The organism is Pseudomonas vancouverensis (assembly GCF_004348895.1).
In the GTDB taxonomy this organism is placed as follows: Bacteria; Pseudomonadota; Gammaproteobacteria; order Pseudomonadales; family Pseudomonadaceae; genus Aquipseudomonas; species Aquipseudomonas vancouverensis.
This window is the reverse complement of sequence record NZ_RRZK01000003.1, coordinates 184,356-204,896: the sequence shown is the minus strand read 5'-3', so window position 1 is coordinate 204,896 and position 20,541 is coordinate 184,356. Positions and strand designations below refer to the sequence as shown.

Genomic DNA, 20,541 nt, shown 5'->3' with positions numbered 1-20,541 from the left:
GACCATCATGAACCGCCTCGGCATCCATCAAGGTAACTCCTCTGCGGCGCGTCGCTGGCGTCGGGCCGTGCTGTGGCTCGCCGGTTCGCTGGCAAGCCTGAGCCTGACACCGGTCATGGCTGACGAGGCCGCGTGCAAAAGCGCGGACTGGCCATTGTGGCAAAGCTACGCCGCGCGTTTCGTGCAGGACGACGGGCGCATGCTGGAGTCCAGTGTCGAGCCGAATCACAGCACCTCCGAAGGGCAGTCCTACGGCATGCTGTTCGCGCTGATCGGCAACGACCGCGTGCGATTCGATGCTCTGTGGAAGTGGACCGCGTCGAACATGGCCGGCGCCGATATCGGCAGTCGTTTGCCGGGCTGGCTGTGGGGGCAGGGCAAGGACGGCAAGTGGCAATTGCAGGACGCCAATTCGGCCTCCGATTCGGACCTGTGGATCGCTTACGCGCTGCTCGAAGCGGCGCGGTTGTGGCAGCGCCCGGACTACCGCGAAGACGCCTTGCACCTGCTCAAGAACATCGAAGGCAAACTGGTGGTGAGCCTGCCGGGCCTGGGCAAAATGGTTCTGCCCGGGCCGGAAGGTTTTGTTCAGCCCGATCACCTGTGGCGTCTGAACCCGAGCTATTTGCCGTTGCCCTTGCTGCGTCGCCTGGCCAAGGAGGCGCCCACCGGGCCGTGGAAAGAGATCGCCGAAAACACCGTGAAAATGGTCGCTGCCTCCAGCCCCAAAGGCTATGTGGCGGACTGGATCGGCTATCGCGCCACCGCGCCGAAGGCCGGACTGTTCGTGGTCGATCCGGTCAAGGGTGAACTCGGCAGCTACGATGCCATCCGCGTCTACCTGTGGGCCGGCATGACACCTAAAACCGACCCGCTGGCAGCACCGCTGATTGCGCGCCTGGACGGCATGTCGACCAGCACTGCCTCCAGCGGTATTCCACCGGAAAAGGTCCAGGTCATCAGCGGCGCACTCGATGGCCAGGGGCCATTCGGGTACTCTGCGGCGCTGATTCCGTACTTCCAGGCCAAGGGGCAACCCTGGCTGGCCGAACAGCAGCAGCGTCGGGCCGAAACGGCCTTGCACGCCGCGCTGGCCAAAGCAGACGGCGCAAGCGCCGAACCGCTGTACTACAACGCGATGCTCAGCCTGTTTGCCTTGGGCTGGGCCGAAAAACGCTATCAGTTTCGTGATGACGGAACGCTCAAATTGACCTGGGAGACGTCATGCACCCGCGCCGTCACACGCTAGCCATCGGCATCTTCGCCGCCCTGATCGGCACTGCTGTCCACGCTGAAACCAACGATGCCAAGGCGCTGCTGGTCGAGCAGGGCCAGTACTGGCAGGCCCGGGACAACGCTGCGCGTGCGGCCGAGTCGTGGCAGAAGGTCCTGCGTCTGGACCCCAACCAGGTCGATGCCCTTTATGGCATGGGCCTGATCGGCGTCAAACAAAGCAAACCGGCACAGGCGCAAGAATACCTGGCGCGCTTGCAGGCCCTGTCGCCGCGACCGTGGCAGGCCGCGCAACTGGAGCAGGACATCGCCCTGACCGATCCGCAGAATATCGCCTTGCTCGACGAAGCCCGACGCCTGGCCGATGGTGACCAGCGTGACCAGGCCACCGTTGTGTTCCGCAAGCTGTTCGCCGGGCGCACGCCGGAAGGCAAGATCGGGCGCGAGTACTACACCAACCTGGGCTTCAACGACGCCGACTGGCCTGAAGCGCGCAAGGGTCTGGAGCGCTTGTCCCGGGAGATGCCGGACGACTCGATTGTGGCGCTGTTCCTGGCCAAGCATCTGGTGCGTCACGAAGACAGTCGCGCCGAAGGCATTCGTGCCCTGGCCAAACTGACCAAACGCGTCGACATCGCCGGTGATGCCGATCAGAGCTGGCGCCTGGCGCTGGTCTGGATGGGGCCGCCGACGGCCTCTGAAGTGCCGTTGTTCGAAGACTTTCTCAAGGAACACCCCGACGATCAGGAAATCCGTGACCTGATGAGCAAGGGCAAGTCACAGTCGACCACGGCGGCCGCGCCAGTGTGGCAGCAAGACCCGATGGTGGCTCGTGGGCTGGCGGCGCTGGAGAAGGGCGATCAGGCCGGCGCCGAGCAGGCCTTCGCTGCGCGCCTGAAAAACAAACCCGACGATGCCGACGCCCTGGGTGGCCTGGGGGTGGTGCGTCAGCAGCAAAACCGCTTGGGTGAGGCCGAGCAGTTGCTCAACCGCGCCATTGCCAACGGCGGCACGCGCTGGAAACCGGCACTGAACAACGTGCGCTACTGGGCGCTGCTGCAACAGGCGCGTGATCAGGCCAAAACGCAACCGGCCAAGGCGCAAGACAGCGTTGCCCAGGCCATGCGTCTGAATCCCAACGGTGTCGATGCACGCCTGACCCTGGCCGACATTCAGGCACAATCCGGGCAACTGGACGCCGCCCAGGCCAACTATCGTCAGGTGTTGAGCGTACAGCGCGGCAACCCGCAAGCCGTTCAGGGCCTGGTCAATGTGCTGGCGCAAACCGGTCAGGCCGATGAGGCCCTGCGCCTGCTCGACACCCTGACACCGGCCCAGCAAGCCGAGATGGGCGGTGGCGCTCGCCTGCGTGCCTTGCGCTCGACCCAGACGGCCAAGCTGGCCGAGCAGCGCGGCGATAGTCGCGCCGCGCAACAGGCGCTGATGCAAGCCGTGCAGGACGACCCGGACAACGTCTGGACCCGTTTTGACCTGGCACGCCTGTACCTCAAGGCTGGCGAATCGCAGAAAGCCCGTGACCTGATCGACAGTTACCTGAAGGCCCATCCGAGCAACATCGATGCGCTGTACACCAGCACCTTGCTTTCGGTGGAAATGGAGCAATGGAATGCTGCACAGGCGACGATGAGCCGTATTCCGGCCGAGCGCCGCACCGCGGACATGAACCAGTTGGCCGACCAGATCACCCTCACGGTGCAAATCAAACTGGCGGCCACCATCGCCAAGCGCGGTCAGCGCCAGGACGCGCTGGCTCTGCTTGATCGCTTGCAACCGGCTGCCAGCCGCAGCCCTGACGGCATGGCCACCCTGGCCGCGGCCTACGTGGACGCTGGCGATTCGGCCCATGCGCAGCAGATGATGCGTGATGTGATTGCCCAGTCGCGTACGCCTTCGGCCGACCTGATGCTGCAATACGCCAACCTGCTGCTCAAGACTGGCGACGATGCACAGGTCAACTCGATCCTGCGCGGCTTGCAGAACCAGCCGATGAGCGTGGCCACGCGCAAGCGCTTCGATGATGTGCTGTATCAGTACCGCATTCGTCAGGCCGATATTCTGCGCGAGAACGGCGACCTGGCTGGGGCCTATGACACCCTCGCACCGGCATTGGCCGCACGCCCGGGAGACGCCGGTGCGGTCTCGGCGCTGGCGCGGATGTACGCCAGCAGCGGCGACAATGCCAAGGCGTTCGAACTGTACAAACCCTTGCTGCAGCGCCAGCCCAACGATCCGCAGATGCTGCTCAATGCTGCGGATGCGGCGGTTCAGGCCCATGACAACGGTTATGCCGAACGGGCGCTGGACCAGTTCCAGAAGCTGCAGAACTACGACCCGCAATCGCTGACCGAGGCGGCGCGGATCTACCGCGCCATGGGCAAGTCGAGCCAGGCCACCGAGTTGCTGCGCAAGGCCGTCGCCATTGAGCAGGACGAGCAGAAACGCAGCCTGACGGCTCAGGCCAACAGCCTGAACGTCGCGCCCAACCCGTTCGTGGGCAAGGCGGGTCAACGCAATCAGGTCAGCCGCGTGCCGGTGGACAGCATTCCCGCACCGGCCCAGGCGCAGCTTGAAGCGCAGGCGCCGGTTCTGGTTGCCAGCAATGATGTGCTGCCGCCGGATGCTTATCCAGGTCAGCCGCTGCCGCGAGTGGCCGCGGCAGGTGCCGCGCGACAGCCACTGCCGGCCGGGCGTTATGCCGGTGTGGCGGGTAATCCGTTTGCACCGCAGGCGCCGCAGGGCACTGTCAACGTGGCTGTCGATCAAGCCAGCTCGGCCCAGCGTGCCCTGGACAACATCCTTCAGGAACGCAGCGCCTACGTAACCCAGGGCGTGACCATCCGCAGCAACGACAGCGAGTCGGGCCTGAGCAAGATGACCGACACCGAGACGCCGCTGGAGATCAATATTCCCTCCGGCGAAAACCGCTACGCCGTGCGCGTAACCCCGGTGTCGTTGAATGCCGGCAGTGTCGGCAGCGATTCCGCCGCGCGTTTCGGCGGTGGAGGCTCTGCCGATGGTGCCGGTTCCCAGCGCGACTCCGGCGTCGGCCTGAGTGTGGCTTATGCCCGTCCGGACGAAGGCATCAAGGCTGACCTGGGCACCACGCCCATCGGCTTCAAGTACAGCACGGCCGCCGGTGGCGTCAGTGTCGACCGGCCGCTGGCCGATAACTCCAACGTGCGCTACGGCGTCAACGTGTCCCGGCGCCCGGTCACCGACAGCGTGACCTCGTTCGCCGGCACCACCGACGACCGCACCGGCCAGTCGTGGGGCGGCGTGACAGCCAATGGCGCCCGCGCCCAGCTCAGCTATGACGATCAGCAGGTCGGCACCTACGGCTACGGTTCGTGGCACAAGCTGCTGGGCCACAACGTCGAATCCAACAGCCGTACCGAACTCGGCGGTGGCGTCTACTGGTACCTGCACAATGCCGAGGACAGCAAGCTGACGCTGGGCCTGAGTGCGACCGGCATGAGCTTCGAGAACAACCAGGACTTCTTCACCTACGGTCATGGCGGCTACTTCAGCCCGCAAAGCTACTTCGCCCTGGGTGTGCCGGTGGCCTGGTCGCAGCGCACCGACCGCTTCTCCTATCAGGTCAAGGGCTCGGTGGGCGTGCAGTACTTCGACCAGGATGCAGCGGACTACTTCCCCAACGACAAAGACCTGCAGGCGGCCAGCAACCAGCGTTACAGCGGCCAGACCAAGACTGGCGTGGGCTACAGCCTCAGCGGCGCGGGTGAGTACAAGTTCGGTTCGAACTTCTTCCTGGGCGCCAACCTGGGCGTGGACAACGCTCAGGATTACAAGCAATTCACCGGGGCCATGTACCTGCGCTACATGTTCGAAGACATGAATGGCTCGATGGAGCTGCCGGTCAGCCCTTACCGTTCCCCTTATTCAAACTGATTTCTGGAGACTTAGATGCCTGCTTCCGTTCTTGCCGGTATGACCCTTCTGGTGCTTGGCGAAAGCCACATGAGCCTGGCGGACCACTTGATGGAACCGCTGCAAGCCAACCTGACCCAGCAGGGCGCGAAAGTGCATTCGATCGGTGCCTGCGGCGCCAGCGCCGGCGACTGGCTGATCACCAAGAAAGTCGACTGCGGTGCCGAGCAGAAGGGTGATGGCAAGATCGTCATCAAGGGCCGCGAAGCCACCACGACGCCGATCAAGGACCTGATTGCCGCCGACAAGCCTGACCTGGTGGTCCTGGTCATCGGTGACACCATGGCTTCCTACGACAAGCCGGTGTTCCCGAAAGCCTGGGCCTGGCAGAACGTCACCGCCCTGGCCAAGGAAATCACCGCCAACGGTGCCAAGTGCGCCTGGGTCGGCCCGGCGTGGGGCAAGGAAGGCGGCATGTACAAGAAGAACGACACGCGCACCAAGCTGATGTCGGCGTTCCTGGCGAGCAACGTGGCGCCGTGCACCTACATCGACTCGCTGACGTTCTCCAAGCCGGGCGAGTGGGTGACCACTGACGGTCAGCACTTCACCGTGGCCGGCTACAAATCCTGGGCCACCGCCATTGGCGGTGCGCTGGCCAAGCTGCCGGCCGATGCGGTCAGCAACAAGGGAGCCAAGCAGTGATGCGCACGCGTTCTATCGTCTCTGCCGTGGTGGCGCTGATCTGCAGCACCAACGTCCTGGCTGCCGAGTTTGCCCTGTACCCCACCGGCCCGAGCGAAGACGCGGCGTTCATCCGCTTCGTCAACGCCAGCAGCGCGCCACTGGACGTCGTTGCCCAGGCAGGCCAACCACCGATGCGCCTGGAAACCGCGCAGCCGGTGTCGCTGTTTTTCCCGGTGCAATCGACTAGCCCGGTCAAGGGCACCCTGGTCAGTGGCGCACAGAAACTGGCCATGGACCTGAAGATCGAGCCGGGTGAATTTGCCACCGTGGTGGCAGTGGCGGATGGCGCCGGTATCAAGCAAGTTGCCGTGCGCGAGCAGCCGGACGACTTCAACGGCTTGAAAGCCTCGCTGGCGTTCTTCAACGTCGACGCGTCCTGCGCCGACGCCAGCCTGCGTCCGGCCGGACGTACCGCGGACCTGTTCAAGGCCGTACCGGTGGACAACCTGCAACGTCGCTCGATCAACCCGGTGAGCCTGTCGGTGCAACTGGTGTGTGCGAATGCCAATGTCGGCGAGCCGCTGAACCTGGGCGACCTGAAAGCGGGCGAGCGTTACAGCGTGCTGCTGGTGCCGTCGGCCACCGGTCCGCGACTCCTGAACGCCACGGATACTCTGTCCCACTGATCGGATTCTGCCGCCGCCATGGTCTTCGCCTCACTCGAGTTCCTGACGCTGTTCCTGCCTGCGTTTTTGCTGGTGTATGCCTTGGGCAAACCAGCCTGGCGCAACGTCATCCTGCTGATCGGCAGCTGGCTGTTCTATGGCTGGCTGAGCCCGCTGTTCCTGACCCTGCACGTGGTGTTGACCATAGTCGCGTGGGTTGGCGGCCTGATGGTCGACCGTGCCCCGGTGGGCTCGAAAGGGCGGGTGAGGTTGTTGATCGCGTTGATCGTGTTCAACACGGCGGTGCTGTGCTGGTACAAGTACGCCAACATCCTCGCCGGAACCTTGAGTGACCTGATCAGCTACTACGGCGCCATGCCGCTGGAATGGCAGCGTGTGGCGCTGCCGGCGGGTCTGTCGTTCATCGTGTTGCAGGCGATTTCCTACTTGGTGGACGTGCACCGGCACACGGTGCCGGTGGAGCGCAGTTTCATCAATTACGCGACCTACATTTCGATGTTCGGCCACTCGATCGCCGGGCCGATCATCCGGTATGACTGGGTGCGCCGTGAGCTGACCCAGCGTTATTTCAACTGGCAGAATTTCTCCCTCGGTGCGCGCCGCTTCATGATCGGCATGTGCATGAAGGTACTGGTGGCGGACACCCTGTCGCCGCTGGTGGACGTGGCCTTCCACCTGGACAACCCGTCCTTCGTCGATGCGTGGATCGGCTGCCTGGCTTACTCGCTGCAACTGTTCTTCGACTTCGCCGGCTACAGCGCCATGGCCATCGGCCTGGGCCTGATGCTGGGTTTCCACTTTCCGGAAAACTTCAACCGGCCGTACCTGGCCAGCAGCATCCAGGACTTCTGGCGGCGCTGGCACCTGTCGCTGTCGAGCTGGCTGCGCGATTACCTGTACATCGCCCTCGGTGGTAACCGTAATGGCGTCTGGAAGACCTATCGCAACCTGTTCCTGACCATGGCCATCGCCGGCTTGTGGCACGGCGGCGACAGCTGGAACTATCTGCTGTGGGGCGCGGCCCACGGTATTGCCCTGTGCGTCGACCGACTGTGGTCGCGCTCGAACCTGCCGAGCATTCCGCCGCTGTTGTCCCACAGCCTGACGCTGCTGTTCGTGTTCCTCGCCTGGACCCTGTTCCGTTCGCCGGACTTCCACACGGCGCTGACCATGTATGCCGGCCAGTTCGGCCTGCATGGCTTTGCCCTGGGTGATGCGCTGGCCGTGACCCTGCGTCCGGTGCACGGCCTGGCGGCGTTGCTCGGCGTGCTGTGCGTCGTTGCGCCGTTGTTGCACGAGCGCTGCGAGCAGCGGTTCGGTGGCTACGCCTGGTATGCACCGATGGCGGCCTTGTGGCCGGTGGCGGGCTTCCTGCTTTCGTTCGCGTTGATCGCGAGCCGTGAAGCAGTGCCTTTCCTGTACTTCCAGTTCTGACGGCGGCGCTCATGTCTTCTTCTCACGTACCGGCTCCACCGAGTGAATTCAACGCCCGCATCAGCAAGCTCGCGGGCGTGGTGTTTGTCACCTTCCTGAGCGTCGGCTTTGTCTCCTGCGCCTGGCTGCTGCTCAGTGGCAAGGTCGAGCTGCTGCCGGTCAAACTGACGACGGATGACGTGCTGCACGGCGAGGTGACCCACAAGATCGCCAAGCAATTGTCCAAGGGTGTGGTGCCCGAGCAGGCGGCGAACCTGGAGCGTGGCGCAAGCTGGCTGGCACTGAGCGATACCGGGCCACGGGTGCGTTCCGGTTGCCCGGGCTGGCTGTTCCTGACCGATGAAATGCGCATCAACCGTCACGCTCAGGCCAACGCCGACACCAAGGCCGGCGTGGTCCGCGATGTTCAGCAGCGCTTGGCCAGGCAGGGCATCACCCTGCTGGTGGCGGTGGTGCCGGACAAGAGCCGTATTGTCAGCGCGCAACTGTGCGATCTGCGTCGCCCTGTGCAATTGCAGGAGCGTGCCGTGAACTGGGTCGCGGGTTTGAACAAGGCTGGCGTCGCCGCGATTGATCTGGCGCCGACCCTGCAACCGCTGGGCGCCGAGGCCTATCTGCGCACCGACACTCACTGGAGCGAAAGCGGCTCGGCCGCCGCCGCCAAAGCAGTGGCCCGGCAGGTGCAGGCCATGGGCATCAGGGCCACCCCGCACAAGGATTTCGAGGTCAAGGTGCAAGACCCGGCGCGCCGCCCTGGCGACCTCGTGCGTCTGGCCGGCCTTGAGTGGCTGCCGGTGAGCTGGCAACCCACCCCGGAAACCGTGGCCGCCACCCAGATCAGCGAAAAGGCTGCCGAAGTGCAAAGCGGCGGCGACAACCTCGACGACCTGTTCGGCGACGACAACCTGCCGAACGTCGCGTTGATCGGTACATCCTTCTCGCGCAACTCCAACTTCGCCGGCTTCCTGCAACAGGCGCTGGGCGCACCGATCGGCAACTTTGGCAAGGACGGCGGCGAGTTCTCCGGCGGCGCCAATGGCTACTTCAACAACCCGGCGTTCAAGCAGACACCGCCCAAGCTGGTGATCTGGGAGATCCCGGAGCGGGATTTGCAGACGCCTTATAGTGAAATGATTGAGTGGGGCAAGTAAGCTGCGAATGGGGTCGGCTGATGGCGATAGCGATCACAAAGACGAGCATCTCGGGACAGCCATTCCCTTTCGTATAGGCCAGCCAATGGGTGCTCCAAAGTTTTCAGATCGCGCGCTGCACATCGACATGGTTGAGTGCAGCAGCGCCTACAACCCGCTCACTTTCATTACTTACGACGTACGGTCCAAGGGTTTACTTCCCAGGACAATGTGCTGCTCCTGCCCCAAAAGGGAGGATCTCCGCTGGATCGGCGAGAGCGTGGGGGAGTCGAATCTCTCGAGGACGGCGGGCTTGGACTTGGGCTTGGCGGCGGCGGAGCCTGGGGTTGAGGCGGTGCCTGGAACGGGGTGCTATGCGGTGCCCCCCCCAAATGTGTCATATGTTCGACTGACCAATCGTCTGGTATTTTGCCTTCATGTACGATCCGAGGGTCATAAAAGCTGCCCTTTTTTTGAGGTTTAGGTTTAGGTTTAGGTTTAGGTTTGCCTGCGTTTTTGGTGCCAGGGGAGCTATGACCGGCATAGAATGTTCCCGGTTGGCGTGGTGTATCGAGGGAGTGGTTGGTCAACCCATCACGTGCTGCGCCACCAACATAGCCCGGAAAGTTTTTTGCCGGCGTCACGCCATATCCGACTGCCGGCGAACTGGTCCCCCTGGGGCCTGGCGCGCCAGAGACGGTAGCCCCGATTGTTTTAAATGCACGGATCATCCCGTCTTTTTGGGGTGTCATGGGGACTCCAGTCTGATCGACAAAGTGGGTTGTGGCTCCCAGAGCCTTGCTGTGGCTCGAGCCTGTACGTTGGGAACCGCCAAAGAAAAAGTCGAAGACGCCCCTAAAGAACCTTTTCACGTCCCGATCAATCCAGGGTGTTACCCCCGGTCGATGCCCGGTCGGATCAAACCGATTCACCGGATCCCCCACGCAATACATATACGCATTCAACCCACCCCCACCAAACGGGCTCCAACTGTCCGGGCTGTGAAAGCGCATCAACCGCGGGTTATAGGCGCGGTAGCCATTGCCCAGCAAATACCAGCCGATGGTCGATTCGCGTAGTTGGCCGTTGAAGCCCAGGCTCCCCGCTACTTCCTGCTGCGCCGACTGCTCGCCATAGGCGGAATAAGCGATGGCGTTCAGCTTGCCATCGACGATTTCGCCGATGACTGACTGGCCTCTGTCGGTTGCCACCAATACTGTGCGTCGCCAGGTTTGGCTGTTTTGATCGGGGGATTTTCGAGGGGGCATATCGTTATCTCTGCACATACGGAAAACTTTCAGTCCGGCTTTGTTTTACTCCGGCGGATCGAGGTTTAGAACTATCAGAACTGATAGTACTTAGGGTCAATTGGCAGATCCCCAGCAGGAGCGAGCCGGTTTGCGACGGGGGCGACACCCAGCTCAGGGATGTTTGCTAGCATTGCGTTCAGATCAACCCAGACCAATCACGAGTGCTCACGATGCAACTCCCGGACATGAACCTGCTGGTCGCCCTCGACGCCTTGCTGGACGAAGGCAGCGTGGTCGGTGCGGCACGTCGGATGAACCTCAGCCCGGCGGCCATGAGCCGGACCTTGACGCGCATTCGCGAGGCCGTTGGTGATCCGATTCTGGTGAGGGCAGGGCGCGGACTGGTGCCGACGCCCAAGGCGCTGGCGTTGCGCGATCAGGTGCGTGATGTGGTCGAACAGGCGGCTTTGCTGTTTCGTTCGGCCGATACCGTGGACCTGGGTTCGTTGCGCCGGCGCTTCAGCATTCGCGCCAATGACTTCTTTATCGGCGTTTACGGCGGCAAGCTGTTCGACACCATGGACCGCCAGGCACCGCACTGCGAATTGCGCTTTGTGCCCGAGGGCGATGGTGACGATGAGGCGCTGCGGGAAGGGCGGATCGACCTGAACATCAGCAACACCCGCCCGCAAACGCCGGAAGTGAAAGTCCAGAATCTGTTTTCCACCCACTTTGTCGGTCTGGTTCGCGAGGACCATCCGCTGTTCGACGAAGAGATCACCGCCGAGCGTTACGCCGGTTTTTCCCATATCAGCATGTCCCGGCGAGGCATCGCCCGCGGGCCGATCGATACCGCGCTCAATGCGCTTGGGCTGGAGCGAAGGGTGGCGGTGATTGCGCCGAGTTTTCACGCGGCCATGTTCGCCTTGCCCGATTCAGACCTGATCCTGCAGGTGCCGAAGGAAGCGTTGCTGAGCGTGCGGCGGCTGGGCTTAAAGTTGCGTTCGTTCACCTTACCCGTACCCTTGCCGACCCTGATGCTGACCCAGGCCTGGCACCCGCGTTTCGACAAGGACCCGGCGCACCGCTGGTTGCGCGAAACGCTCAAGGCCTGTTGCGACGAGACCTGGCTGGCGGCGCAACCGACCTAGGCGAGCTCAATTCTCCCTCCTTGTGGGAGCGAGCTTGGTCCCACAGGGATCAGGGGCGCTATCGTTGTGTCTGGCGCACTTATAAGCTGTCGATAAGTTGATTTTCGTCAGGTATCTGCCTTTTTAGAATGCTCCGCAAACCCCATGCGGAGCACGCAGCACATGACTTCCCTCACGGTCCCGACGCCCGTCGCCGCGACTATCCCGACCACCGCACCACCGGTGTTCGGCCTGCGGATCATCGTCGGTCTGGTGGGCGTGCTGGTGGCGGTGCTGGTCTCGGGCCTGAACGAAACGGTAACCAAGGTTGCCCTGGCCGACATTCGCGGGGCGCTCGGCATCGGCTACGACGAAGGCACCTGGCTGGTGGCCAGTTACACGGCAACGTCGGTGGCCGCCATGGCCTTCGCACCCTGGTGTTCGGTGACCTTCTCGTTGCGGCGTTTCACGCTGTGGGCCATCAGCCTGTTCACCCTGCTGGGTATGTTGTGCCCGTTCGCCCCGAACTACGAAAGCCTGTTGCTCCTGCGCACCTTGCAGGGCCTGGCGGGCGGGGCCTTGCCGCCGATGCTGATGACCGTCGCCCTGCGCTTCCTGCCGGCCAATGTGAAGCTCTATGGCCTGGCCGGTTATGCCCTGACCGCCACCTTCGGCCCGGGGCTGGGCACGCCCCTGGCCGGGTTGTGGACTGAATACGTCGGCTGGCAATGGACTTTCTGGCAAATCGTCGTGCCCTGCCTGATCGCCATGCTCGCGGTGGCGTACGGCTTGCCTCAGGACCCGCTGCGACTGGAGCGCCTCAAATCATTCAACTGGCGTGGCGTGTTGCTGGGCTTCCCGGCCATTTGCATGCTGGTGATCGGCATCCTTCAGGGCAACCGACTGGACTGGTTCGAATCGAACCTGATCTGCGCGCTGCTCGGCGGCGGGGCGCTGCTGCTGGTGGCGTTCCTGATCAACGAATGGTCGCAGCCAATCCCGTTTTTCAAGCTGCAGATGCTCGGCATCCGCAACCTGTCGTTCGCCTTGCTGACCCTGGCCGGGGTGCTGGTGATTTTGCAGGCGGTGATCATTCTGCCCTCCGGTTATCTGGCGCAGGTTCAGGGTTATCGCCCGGTGCAGACCGCGCCCATCATGCTGCTGGCAGCGGTACCGCAGCTGATTGCACTGCCGTTGGTGGCGGCCCTGTGCAACTTTCGCTGGGTCGATTGCCGCTGGGTGCTGGGGATCGGATTGAGCATGCTGGCGCTGTCGTGCGTGGGCGGTTCGCAGCTGACATCGGCATGGATTCGTGACGACTTCTACGTGCTGCAATGGCTGCAAATCTTCGGTCAGCCCATGGCCGTGCTGCCCTTGCTGATGCTCGCTACAGGCAGTATCCACCCGACGGAGGGGCCCTTCGCTTCGGCCTGGTTCAACACCGTGCGGGGCCTGGCGGCGGTAATGGCCACCGGTGTGATCGACGTGTTGACCACCAGACGCCTGCATTTTCACTCGACCATGCTGGTCGACAGCCTCGGCAACTCGCCCCTGGCCGAGCGCGACAGCACAGGCCTTGCCCATCGTCTGCATGAACAGGCGCTGGTGCTGACCTCCTCAGATCTTTACCTGTGCATGGCGGCGATCGCCGTTGTGCTGATCCTGCTGATTTTCTGGCTGCCGACGCGAATGTTCCCGCCGCGGGCGCCGACCTGATTGCTCCACTGACCCCCGAAGGTTTTCATGACGACTCAAGCAAAGCAAAAAATCGCGGTGGCAGTGGCCGTCGCATTGGCCATCGGCGTGCTGGTGTACCTGGCCGCGCCGAATCTGTTCGGCAAACGCACCCGCCAGGTGACCAACGACGCCTACGTTGCGGCGGACATCACCCTGGTGGTGCCGCGCGTCGCCGGGTTCATCAAGCAGGTGCTGGTCGAAGACAACCAGCAGGTCAGGGCCGGGCAGTTGCTGGCGTTGATCGATGACCGCGACCTGCGTGCCGCTGCCGAGAAAGCCGCGGCCGAAACCCTGGTGGCCCAGGCGCAACTGCAGAATGCCAAGGCGACCCTTGAGCGTCAGGCGTCGGTGATTGCCCAGGCACAATCGTCGGTGGTTTCGGCCAAAGCCGAAGTGGCCTTTGCCGAGCATGAGCTGGAACGCTATAACCACCTCGCCGGAGTCGGTGCCGGTACGGTGCAGAACGCGCAGCAGGCACGTACGCGTATCGATCAGGCGATGGCGCGCTTGGCCAATGCCACGGCAGTGCTGGCGGCGGAGCGCAAGCAAGTGGACATTCTCACCGCCCAGGGTAATGCCGCCGAAGGCGGGCTGAAGCGGGCGCAAGCAGCGCTGGAAATCGCCAGTTTCGAGTTGTCCTACACGCGAATCGTCGCGCCGCAGGACGGCATGGTCGGTGAGCGCGCGGTGCGGGTCGGTGCCTATGTCTCGCCGGGCAGCAAGCTGCTGGCGGTGGTGCCGCTGGCGCAGTCCTATGTGGTGGCCAATTTTCAGGAAACCCAACTGACCGATGTGCAGCCGGGGCAGGCCGTGCAGGTCAGTGTCGACAGCCTGGGCGGTGCAACGTTGAACGGCCGGGTCGAAAGCATTGCGCCGGCCACCGGTGTGACCTTCGCCCAGGTCAAGCCGGACAACGCCACCGGCAACTTCACCAAGGTGGTCCAGCGAATCCCGGTGAAGATCGTGCTGGAGCCGGGCCAGTCGCTGGCCGAGCGTTTGCGGGTGGGGATGTCGGTGGAGGCGCGGGTTGATACCGGCCGTTCGGCGGCGTTGGTGCGTGAGGTGACCGAGCGATGAGATTCCCTGTCGTCTGGTCTGACGCCATCGCGAGCAAGCTCGCTCCCACAAGGGGGCTGCGCGATGTTCCATATGCGGGGCGCCGCAAATCAAACCTGTGGGAGCGAGCTTGCTCGCGAAGAGGCCGGTGGCCGCAGCTCACATTTAATGCACTGCTCGTTATGAGCTTAAGCGCCTGCACAGTCGGCCCGGACTTCCAGAAACCCGAGGCCACACCCATCAGCGAATGGGCGAAACCCGCACAAACCACCGCCAGCCAGGTCGTCAGTGAAACCCTGAACGAGCGCTGGTGGGACGTGTTCAACGACGCCAAGCTATCGGCCCTGAGCCGACGCGCCCTGACGGACAACCTCGACCTGCAACTGGCCGGTAGCCGCTTGCAGCAAAGCCGCGCGGTGCGCCAGGTGACCACGGCCGACCGCTACCCCAATACGGCATTCACTGGCAGTTATGGCCGTGAGCGCAACAGTGGCAAAGGCTTGCTCGATCCCTCGGGGCTCAATGGTGGCTCGGCGTTCAACCTCTGGGACGCAGGTTTTTCTGCTTCCTGGGAGATGGACTTCTGGGGGCGCGTGCACCGGGAAACCGAAGCTGCGGACGCTACCCTCGAAGTCGTGGAAAACGACCGCCGCGGGGTGTTGCTGTCCGTGCTGGCCGAAACCGCCCAGGACTATATCCAGTTGCGTGGCGTGCAGAACACCCGGGGCGTGACCGAGCAAAATCTCGAAGTCGCGCGCCACAGCCTGAAGCTCTCGCAATTGCGCCTGGGCGAGGGGGTTGCGACGGACCTGGACGTCGCCGAAGCCGCTGCGCAGGTGGCCGCCATCGAATCGCGCCTGCCAGCACTGGAGCAACGTCAGGCACAGTTGATCAATGCCTTGAGCCTATTGATGGGCCTGCCGCCGCAAGCGCTGGCGGCCGAGTTATCCACAGACGCGCCGGTGCCGCAAACACCCAGTCAGGTCGCCATCGGCTTGCCCTCAGAACTGGCCGAGCGTCGCCCGGATATCCGTCAGGCTGAAGCCCGTTTGCACGCCGCCACCGCGAGCATCGGCGTGGCCAAGGGCGATTTTTATCCGCGCATCACGCTGTCCGGCAATATCGCGTCCCAAGCCACGCAGCTCAGCAATTTCGGCTCGTGGGGCTCACGTGCGTTTGGGATCGGCCCGCAATTGAGCCTGCCGCTGTTCGACGGCGGCCGTTTGCGTGGCGTATTGCAACTGCGCGAAGCCCAGCAGCAGGAAGCGGCCATCGCCTATCAGCAAACCGTGTTGCGTGCCTGGCATGAAATCGACGATCAGCTGACGGCCTACAACGCCAGCCAGTTACGGCGCGACAGCCTGGCCGAGGCGGTGCACCAGAACCGGATCGCTCTGCAAGCCGCGCAGCAGCAATACAGCGAAGGCGCAGTGGATTTCGTCAACGTGCTCACGGTGCAATCGGCATTGCTGGCCACCCAGGAGCAGTGGGTGGAGAGTTCCACCGGTGTCTCCCTGGCCGCTGTCGGGTTGTACAAGGCACTGGGCGGTGGATGGCAGTCGGTGTATCCGCTGACGGCCAAACGCTGAGCCTGTACTGCTCACTTCATCGGCTCACAGCAGCGGGCATCGACGTTGCATCAGGCAGTAGCCTAGAGTGAGCAGATTGTTTGAGCAGCGCAGGTGCGGAAGTGGGTATAGAGGTGCATAGCAAAGAGCCATTGGTTGGACTTCAGCGATCCAGGGTGGACCTCAGGTCGAGCGAGGAAAAACCGTGGCAGATGTGGGGCGCCATGCTGCTGGTCCTGACGCTGGCGATCCTGACACGGTTCTACGGCCTGACCGCCTCCGCCATCTGGGGTGACGAAGGCTCCAGCCTGTTGATGGCCCGCTACGACCTGACCGATATCTGGAGCCACGCCGCTCACGACGTGCATCCGCCACTGTATTTCATGCTGCTGCATGGCTGGATCGAATGGTTTGGCGAGGGCATTTTCTCGATACGCAGCCTGAGTGCGCTGCCGGGCATCGCGGCGGTCATGTTGGGCATGTGGCTGGTCCGGTTGATCGCCAATCCGCGTGCGGCCTTGCTCGCCGGGGTGATGCTGGCGCTGCTGCCGACGGCGGTGCGCTACAGCCAGGAAGTGCGGATGTACGCGTGGCTGGGCCTGTGGCTGCTGGGCGCAACGATTGCGCTGGTGTATTGGGTTCGGCAGCCGAACAACACACGGGCGTTGGTGACCTACGCGCTGCTGATGACCGCCGGGTTCTACACCCACTATTTCACGGCCCTGTGCGTGCTGGTGCATTGGGCGTACTTGCTGGTACTGCGCCTGCAGCCAACACATCCCCTTAAGCTCATCAACCGCCCGGCCTGGTGGCTGACGAATATTGCCATTGTCCTGCTGTTCGCCCCATGGCTACCGGCGCTGTTTGATCTGCTGCAGCACATGGACCAGCTCAAGGCCAACGGCGATGTCGGCTGGGAGTTGCCGGTCACGCTCAGTTCCTTGCCGTCGATGGTCTGGGATTTTCTGATTCAGGACGATGGTGACAACCTGCACTGGCTGCTGTTTGGCGCCGTGCCCATCCTGCTGCTGGCGGTGATCGTGATGACGGTTGCCGTTGACCGCAGTCGCTATCGCTGGAGCGCCTTGCTGGCGCTCTACACGCTGCTGCCGCTGTTTCTGGTTTACGGGGTGTCGTTCATTTCGCCGGTGTTCATCGAGCGTTATCTGAACGCTTATGCCTTGGGCCTACCACTGATCATGGCGCTGGCCATTGACCGCTTGCTGCAGGGTTTTCGCCTGTTGGCTGTCGGGTTGCTGGTGCTGTTTATCGGCATCGAATGCGTCGGGTTGAAAACCAATGCCACGGTCGACGTGAATGACCAGACCAGTGTGATGGTCGAGTTCGTCAATCAGCGTTACCAGGCGGGGGACCGGATCGTCATCAGCGACATGCTCTGGTACATGCCCTATGTCTATTACAACCGCACCGATGCGTTGCCGCAGTTGTTCACCCCGCCATTGGCCAATGGCAATTCCAGCCGGCCGAACGATTATGGCTTCGGCACGCTGGTCAATGGCGATGCGCAGCGGATCTACCTCGACCACCTCAGTCAACTGCCCAGAGGTACGGGGCGCGTGTGGTTGATCAGCACGGCCGACCAGCCCGACGAATTCGCACCGTTGCCGGCTGGCTGGCAAAAGGTCAGTGAAACCGTGGCCGGCAACAATCGGGCGCGGCTATTCGTCATGGGCCCCGAGCAGTGACGCTCGCGCTCAGGTTTTCGACGACAAGTCCGCCATGCCCTTGAGCAGCTCGATCGGCAATGGAAAGACAATGGTCGAGCTCTTGTCCCCGGCGATTGAATTGAGCGTCTGCATGTACCGCAACTGCATGGCGCCGGGTTGGCGACCGAGCATTTCGGCGGCTTGCATGAGTTTCTCCGAGGCCTGCAATTCGCCCTCGGCGTGAATCACCTTGGCCCGCCGCTCGCGCTCTGCTTCGGCCTGTTTGGCGATGGCACGGATCATCGACTCATTGAGGTCGACGTGCTTGATCTCGACGTTGGCGACCTTGATGCCCCAGGCATCGGTCTGGGCGTCGAGCACCTGCTGGATATCGATGTTCATGCGCTCGCGTTCGGCGAGCAACTCGTCGAGTTCGTGTTTACCGAGTACCGCACGCAGGGTGGTTTGTGCCAGTTGGCTGGTCGCGGCGAAGAAGTCTTCGACCTGGATGATCGCTTTTTGCGGGTCGAGTACACGGAAATACAGCACGGCATTGACCTTGACCGACACGTTGTCGCGGGTGATCACGTCTTGCGAGGGTACATCCAGCACCACGGTGCGCAGGTCGACCCGGACCATTTGCTGAACCACCGGAATCAGCAGGATCAGGCCGGGGCCCTTGACCTGCCAGAAACGTCCGAGCTGGAACACCACCCCGCGTTCGTATTCGCGCAGGATGCGAAACGTCGACCCCGCCAGTGCGATCAGCAATAACAGCAGCGCGACCAGACCCAGTTGCACACCCATGACTATTCTCCATTCGGCGCCGCATCAGCCGCGGCCACTTGTAGCAGTACACCTTTGCGCGCCAGCACCCGCACCCGTTGTCCGGGTTGAAGCGGTGTCGCGCTGAGTACCTGCCATTGTTCTCCTTGCAAATGAACCCAACCGCCATGGGCGTTGCCGGCTTGCAATGAGGTGATTGGCGTCACGCTGCCGACCAGCCCGGCGTCACCGCTGACGGTGTGTCGTGGGCGGGTTTTCAGTGCGCGAATCACCAGGTAAATCAGCAACAGCGCGCTGATCAGGCCCAGGCCGACCATCAACGGGATGGGTACTTCGGTGTTGCTCAGGATGAGCGCCCCGATCACGAACATGACGATACCGCCCAGGCCAATCACACCGTAATTGGGCAATGCGGCCTCTGCGATCAGGAAGGCGATGCCAAAGGTGATCAGCCAGAGGCCGACGGGATTCGGGCCCAGCAGCACGACTGTGTCTGCGGCAAACACCGATCCGCTCAATGCCAGGAGCAAGGCGAGGGCACAACAACGCGTGTTCACTTGACCCTCCGGGAGCGTCGGGGAATGACTGTGTATACAGTTTAGTTGACGCGCAGCCTGGATGAATTTTGCTCAGGGTTTGCTTGCGTCCGATGGGCGGATTTCCCGCCGGACTACGCCGCCCGGCCTAGACTTTGAGTACTGAAAGATTGCGTCAATCATCGTCTGCCAGCGATCAGGGCGGACACCGAGGTGCATCATGCGTATGGCAAGAACCGTGCTACGCAGCCTGGAAAAGGCTCAGTGCGAATATGACATCGTCAGCCATCCCCACTCCGCCAGCAGCCTGGAAACGGCACGGGTTGCCGGCATTCCCGCCGAACGGATGGCCAAATCGGTGATCCTCGACGATCACCATGGGCATTACCTGATGGCCGTGCTGCCCGCCAGCCGTCATCTGGACTTGAGCAAGGTGCGCAGCAGTGGTGAATGGCAGGTGTCCCGGGAAAGCAACTTGCCGCACCTTTTCGACGATTGCGAGCGTGGGGCGGTGCCCGCACTGGGTGAAGCCTATGGGCTGGAGGTGGTCATCGATCCGCTGTTGACCCGGCAGAAAGATATTTACCTGGAGGCCGGCAACCACACCAATCTGCTGCACATGGACATGCCGCAGTTCCTGAAAATGCTGCCCCATGCGGAGGTGCGGGAGTTGAGTCATTGAGTTTTATGGTGGTCATGACATAGCCATCGCGAGCAGGCTCACCATCGGTTTTGTGGGAGCGAGCTTGCTCGCGATTGATCGCGTAGCGATCCGAAGAAATCTTCAGTGGAGTTCATATGGAAAAGCCAAACCACAACCTCCCGGCCCTGTTCAAACAACTCGGCCTGCCCGACGACGCCGAAAGTATCGACAAATTCATCGCCACCCACTCACCGCTCAAGCCTGAACTGCACCTGGCGGACGCGTTTTTCTGGAGCCCGAGTCAGGCGGATCTGTTGCGCAATGAAGTGCTAGAGGATGCGGATTGGGCAGAGGTGGTGGATCAGTTGGATGTGCTGTTGAGGAAGGGGCGAGGGGTGTAGGGGGCGATCATCCTGATGGCCACTGTCGGGAGGTATGGACCAGGGCAAGTATCCAGATAGCCTCAGATTCAAGTTGATAGACCATGCGGTAGCTAGAGTGCGGAATGATTTCGCGAGTGCCTGAAATGATTCCGGCAGGACCGCTTTCCGGATATTGGGCAAGCAGCGCCGCCGCATCACTGAAGCGACTGTCCATGTCTATGGCCGCCTTCGGGTTAACGGCATTCAGGTAGTCCCAGATATCTGCACGGTCCTGTGCGGCTTCTTTCGTCCAGATTATTTTCATTGTTGTATGTCAGCCCGCCTGCGCCTGGCGGCGAATTCTGCTTCAACTTCATCGTTTGTCAGCCCATTACCTGAACTCATTGAGGCGCGCGCAGCGTCCACTTTGCGCTGGAGAAAATCTTCGTATTCGCGTGATTGCTGCTGGGTCTGAACAAACTGGCGCATCATTTCCCGGACAATTTGTGAGGCAGGACGATGTGCGGCCTCTGCTTCGGCCATGAATTGCTCGCGCAATTCAGGCTCAAGTTTCATTGTAAACACGGCTTGTTTTGACATGACGTCCTCCTTGGTTGAGATACTGAAAAAGTATATACATCGTCAGTATGCACCTGATCTTATCCTGAATGTCTTCACGACCGATGGAAGGCAAAGTGTTTCAAAACTTGACGATAAATCCCCTTCA

At 62.3% G+C, this 20,541-nt stretch carries 18 protein-coding genes; 13 read left to right on the top strand and 5 right to left on the bottom strand.

From position 1 onward, the window contains the following. Positions 1-7 precede the first annotated feature (7 nt). Genes bcsZ through EIY72_RS03425 form a run of 6 tightly spaced genes read left to right on the top strand, consistent with a single transcriptional unit; the run spans position 8 to position 9,100 of the window. Positions 8-1,249: a cellulose synthase complex periplasmic endoglucanase BcsZ gene (gene bcsZ, locus EIY72_RS03450; protein WP_093227975.1), complete on the top strand. Its 1,242-nt coding sequence runs from the start codon at positions 8-10 to the stop codon at positions 1,247-1,249. Continuing rightward, on the top strand, positions 1,225-5,163 hold the full coding sequence (locus EIY72_RS03445; protein WP_093227972.1) for a cellulose biosynthesis protein BcsC: 3,939 nt from the start codon (positions 1,225-1,227) through the stop codon (positions 5,161-5,163). Before bcsZ ends, EIY72_RS03445 begins: the two co-directional genes overlap by 25 nt. A 15-nt stretch (positions 5,164-5,178) precedes the next feature. Further along, positions 5,179-5,847, top strand: coding sequence for an SGNH/GDSL hydrolase family protein (locus EIY72_RS03440; RefSeq protein WP_093227969.1), 669 nt, complete (start codon positions 5,179-5,181; stop codon positions 5,845-5,847). After that, positions 5,847-6,515, top strand: a complete 669-nt coding sequence (locus EIY72_RS03435; protein WP_093227965.1) for an alginate O-acetyltransferase AlgF — start codon at positions 5,847-5,849, stop codon at positions 6,513-6,515. Before EIY72_RS03440 ends, EIY72_RS03435 begins: the two co-directional genes overlap by 1 nt. A gap of 18 nt (positions 6,516-6,533) precedes the next feature. Continuing rightward, on the top strand, positions 6,534-7,949 hold the full coding sequence (locus EIY72_RS03430) for an MBOAT family O-acyltransferase (protein WP_093227962.1): 1,416 nt from the start codon (positions 6,534-6,536) through the stop codon (positions 7,947-7,949). Between the two features lie 11 nt (positions 7,950-7,960). Further along, complete coding sequence (locus tag EIY72_RS03425) at positions 7,961-9,100, top strand: alginate O-acetyltransferase AlgX-related protein (protein WP_093227959.1); 1,140 nt, start codon at positions 7,961-7,963, stop codon at positions 9,098-9,100. Positions 9,101-9,267: 167 nt separating this feature from the next. Here EIY72_RS03425 and EIY72_RS03420 read toward each other — a convergent pair whose 3' ends face one another. Further along, positions 9,268-10,347, bottom strand: a complete 1,080-nt coding sequence (locus EIY72_RS03420; protein WP_231985611.1) for an RHS repeat-associated core domain-containing protein — start codon at positions 10,345-10,347, stop codon at positions 9,268-9,270. A gap of 212 nt (positions 10,348-10,559) precedes the next feature. Here EIY72_RS03420 and EIY72_RS03415 point away from each other — a divergent pair, with 212 nt between their 5' ends. The 5 genes from EIY72_RS03415 to EIY72_RS03395 all read left to right on the top strand — a co-directional run bounded on the left by EIY72_RS03415 (position 10,560) and on the right by EIY72_RS03395 (position 17,526). Then, positions 10,560-11,480: a LysR family transcriptional regulator gene (locus EIY72_RS03415; RefSeq protein WP_093227952.1), complete on the top strand. Its 921-nt coding sequence runs from the start codon at positions 10,560-10,562 to the stop codon at positions 11,478-11,480. A gap of 162 nt (positions 11,481-11,642) precedes the next feature. Next, positions 11,643-13,175 carry an MFS transporter gene (locus EIY72_RS03410; protein ID WP_093227949.1) on the top strand — a complete coding sequence of 511 codons (1,533 nt, stop codon included), beginning with the start codon at positions 11,643-11,645 and terminating at the stop codon, positions 13,173-13,175. Between the two features lie 27 nt (positions 13,176-13,202). Further along, positions 13,203-14,273 carry an HlyD family secretion protein gene (locus tag EIY72_RS03405; protein WP_093227946.1) on the top strand — a complete coding sequence of 357 codons (1,071 nt, stop codon included), beginning with the start codon at positions 13,203-13,205 and terminating at the stop codon, positions 14,271-14,273. Then, positions 14,270-15,841 carry an efflux transporter outer membrane subunit gene (locus EIY72_RS03400; RefSeq protein WP_093227944.1) on the top strand — a complete coding sequence of 524 codons (1,572 nt, stop codon included), beginning with the start codon at positions 14,270-14,272 and terminating at the stop codon, positions 15,839-15,841. The genes EIY72_RS03405 and EIY72_RS03400 overlap by 4 nt, the downstream gene beginning before the upstream one ends. 191 nt (positions 15,842-16,032) lie before the next feature. After that, complete coding sequence (locus EIY72_RS03395; protein ID WP_093227941.1) at positions 16,033-17,526, top strand: glycosyltransferase family 39 protein; 1,494 nt, start codon at positions 16,033-16,035, stop codon at positions 17,524-17,526. Positions 17,527-17,535: 9 nt separating this feature from the next. Here EIY72_RS03395 and EIY72_RS03390 read toward each other — a convergent pair whose 3' ends face one another. Both EIY72_RS03390 and EIY72_RS03385 read right to left on the bottom strand, forming a co-directional pair. Then, positions 17,536-18,294 carry a slipin family protein gene (locus EIY72_RS03390; protein ID WP_093227940.1) on the bottom strand — a complete coding sequence of 253 codons (759 nt, stop codon included), beginning with the start codon at positions 18,292-18,294 and terminating at the stop codon, positions 17,536-17,538. Between the two features lie 2 nt (positions 18,295-18,296). Continuing rightward, positions 18,297-18,830 carry an NfeD family protein gene (locus EIY72_RS03385; RefSeq protein ID WP_093227938.1) on the bottom strand — a complete coding sequence of 178 codons (534 nt, stop codon included), beginning with the start codon at positions 18,828-18,830 and terminating at the stop codon, positions 18,297-18,299. A 199-nt stretch (positions 18,831-19,029) separates the two neighbouring features. On the opposite strand from EIY72_RS03385, the gene EIY72_RS03380 reads away from it, so the two are divergent. Both EIY72_RS03380 and EIY72_RS03375 read left to right on the top strand, forming a co-directional pair. Next, on the top strand, positions 19,030-19,491 hold the full coding sequence (locus EIY72_RS03380) for an aminoacyl-tRNA deacylase (RefSeq protein ID WP_093227935.1): 462 nt from the start codon (positions 19,030-19,032) through the stop codon (positions 19,489-19,491). 116 nt (positions 19,492-19,607) lie between these two features. Beyond that, positions 19,608-19,853, top strand: a complete 246-nt coding sequence (locus EIY72_RS03375) for a DUF2789 domain-containing protein (protein WP_093227932.1) — start codon at positions 19,608-19,610, stop codon at positions 19,851-19,853. A 7-nt stretch (positions 19,854-19,860) separates the two neighbouring features. Here the strand turns inward: EIY72_RS03375 and EIY72_RS03370 are convergent, their stop codons facing one another. After that, on the bottom strand, positions 19,861-20,139 hold the full coding sequence (locus EIY72_RS03370; RefSeq protein ID WP_093227929.1) for a type II toxin-antitoxin system RelE/ParE family toxin: 279 nt from the start codon (positions 20,137-20,139) through the stop codon (positions 19,861-19,863). Then, entirely contained in the window at positions 20,136-20,414 is a 279-nt protein-coding gene (locus tag EIY72_RS03365) for an antitoxin of toxin-antitoxin stability system (protein ID WP_093227926.1), read from the bottom strand. The genes EIY72_RS03370 and EIY72_RS03365 overlap by 4 nt, the downstream gene beginning before the upstream one ends. Positions 20,415-20,541: the final 127 nt, after the last annotated feature.

Coding starts and splice junctions, on each gene's coding strand:
- EIY72_RS03420 (WP_231985611.1), bottom strand. CDS start 10,347: ATGCCCCCTCGAAAATCCCCCGATCAAAACAGCCAAACCTGGCGACGC.
- EIY72_RS03390 (WP_093227940.1), bottom strand. CDS start 18,294: ATGGGTGTGCAACTGGGTCTGGTCGCGCTGCTGTTATTGCTGATCGCA.
- bcsZ (WP_093227975.1), top strand. CDS start 8: ATGAACCGCCTCGGCATCCATCAAGGTAACTCCTCTGCGGCGCGTCGC.
- EIY72_RS03400 (WP_093227944.1), top strand. CDS start 14,270: ATGAGATTCCCTGTCGTCTGGTCTGACGCCATCGCGAGCAAGCTCGCT.
- EIY72_RS03410 (WP_093227949.1), top strand. CDS start 11,643: ATGACTTCCCTCACGGTCCCGACGCCCGTCGCCGCGACTATCCCGACC.
- EIY72_RS03415 (WP_093227952.1), top strand. CDS start 10,560: ATGCAACTCCCGGACATGAACCTGCTGGTCGCCCTCGACGCCTTGCTG.
- EIY72_RS03380 (WP_093227935.1), top strand. CDS start 19,030: ATGCGTATGGCAAGAACCGTGCTACGCAGCCTGGAAAAGGCTCAGTGC.
- EIY72_RS03430 (WP_093227962.1), top strand. CDS start 6,534: ATGGTCTTCGCCTCACTCGAGTTCCTGACGCTGTTCCTGCCTGCGTTT.
- EIY72_RS03435 (WP_093227965.1), top strand. CDS start 5,847: ATGCGCACGCGTTCTATCGTCTCTGCCGTGGTGGCGCTGATCTGCAGC.
- EIY72_RS03405 (WP_093227946.1), top strand. CDS start 13,203: ATGACGACTCAAGCAAAGCAAAAAATCGCGGTGGCAGTGGCCGTCGCA.
- EIY72_RS03370 (WP_093227929.1), bottom strand. CDS start 20,139: ATGAAAATAATCTGGACGAAAGAAGCCGCACAGGACCGTGCAGATATC.
- EIY72_RS03395 (WP_093227941.1), top strand. CDS start 16,033: ATGTGGGGCGCCATGCTGCTGGTCCTGACGCTGGCGATCCTGACACGG.
- EIY72_RS03440 (WP_093227969.1), top strand. CDS start 5,179: ATGCCTGCTTCCGTTCTTGCCGGTATGACCCTTCTGGTGCTTGGCGAA.
- EIY72_RS03445 (WP_093227972.1), top strand. CDS start 1,225: ATGCACCCGCGCCGTCACACGCTAGCCATCGGCATCTTCGCCGCCCTG.
- EIY72_RS03375 (WP_093227932.1), top strand. CDS start 19,608: ATGGAAAAGCCAAACCACAACCTCCCGGCCCTGTTCAAACAACTCGGC.
- EIY72_RS03365 (WP_093227926.1), bottom strand. CDS start 20,414: ATGTCAAAACAAGCCGTGTTTACAATGAAACTTGAGCCTGAATTGCGC.
- EIY72_RS03425 (WP_093227959.1), top strand. CDS start 7,961: ATGTCTTCTTCTCACGTACCGGCTCCACCGAGTGAATTCAACGCCCGC.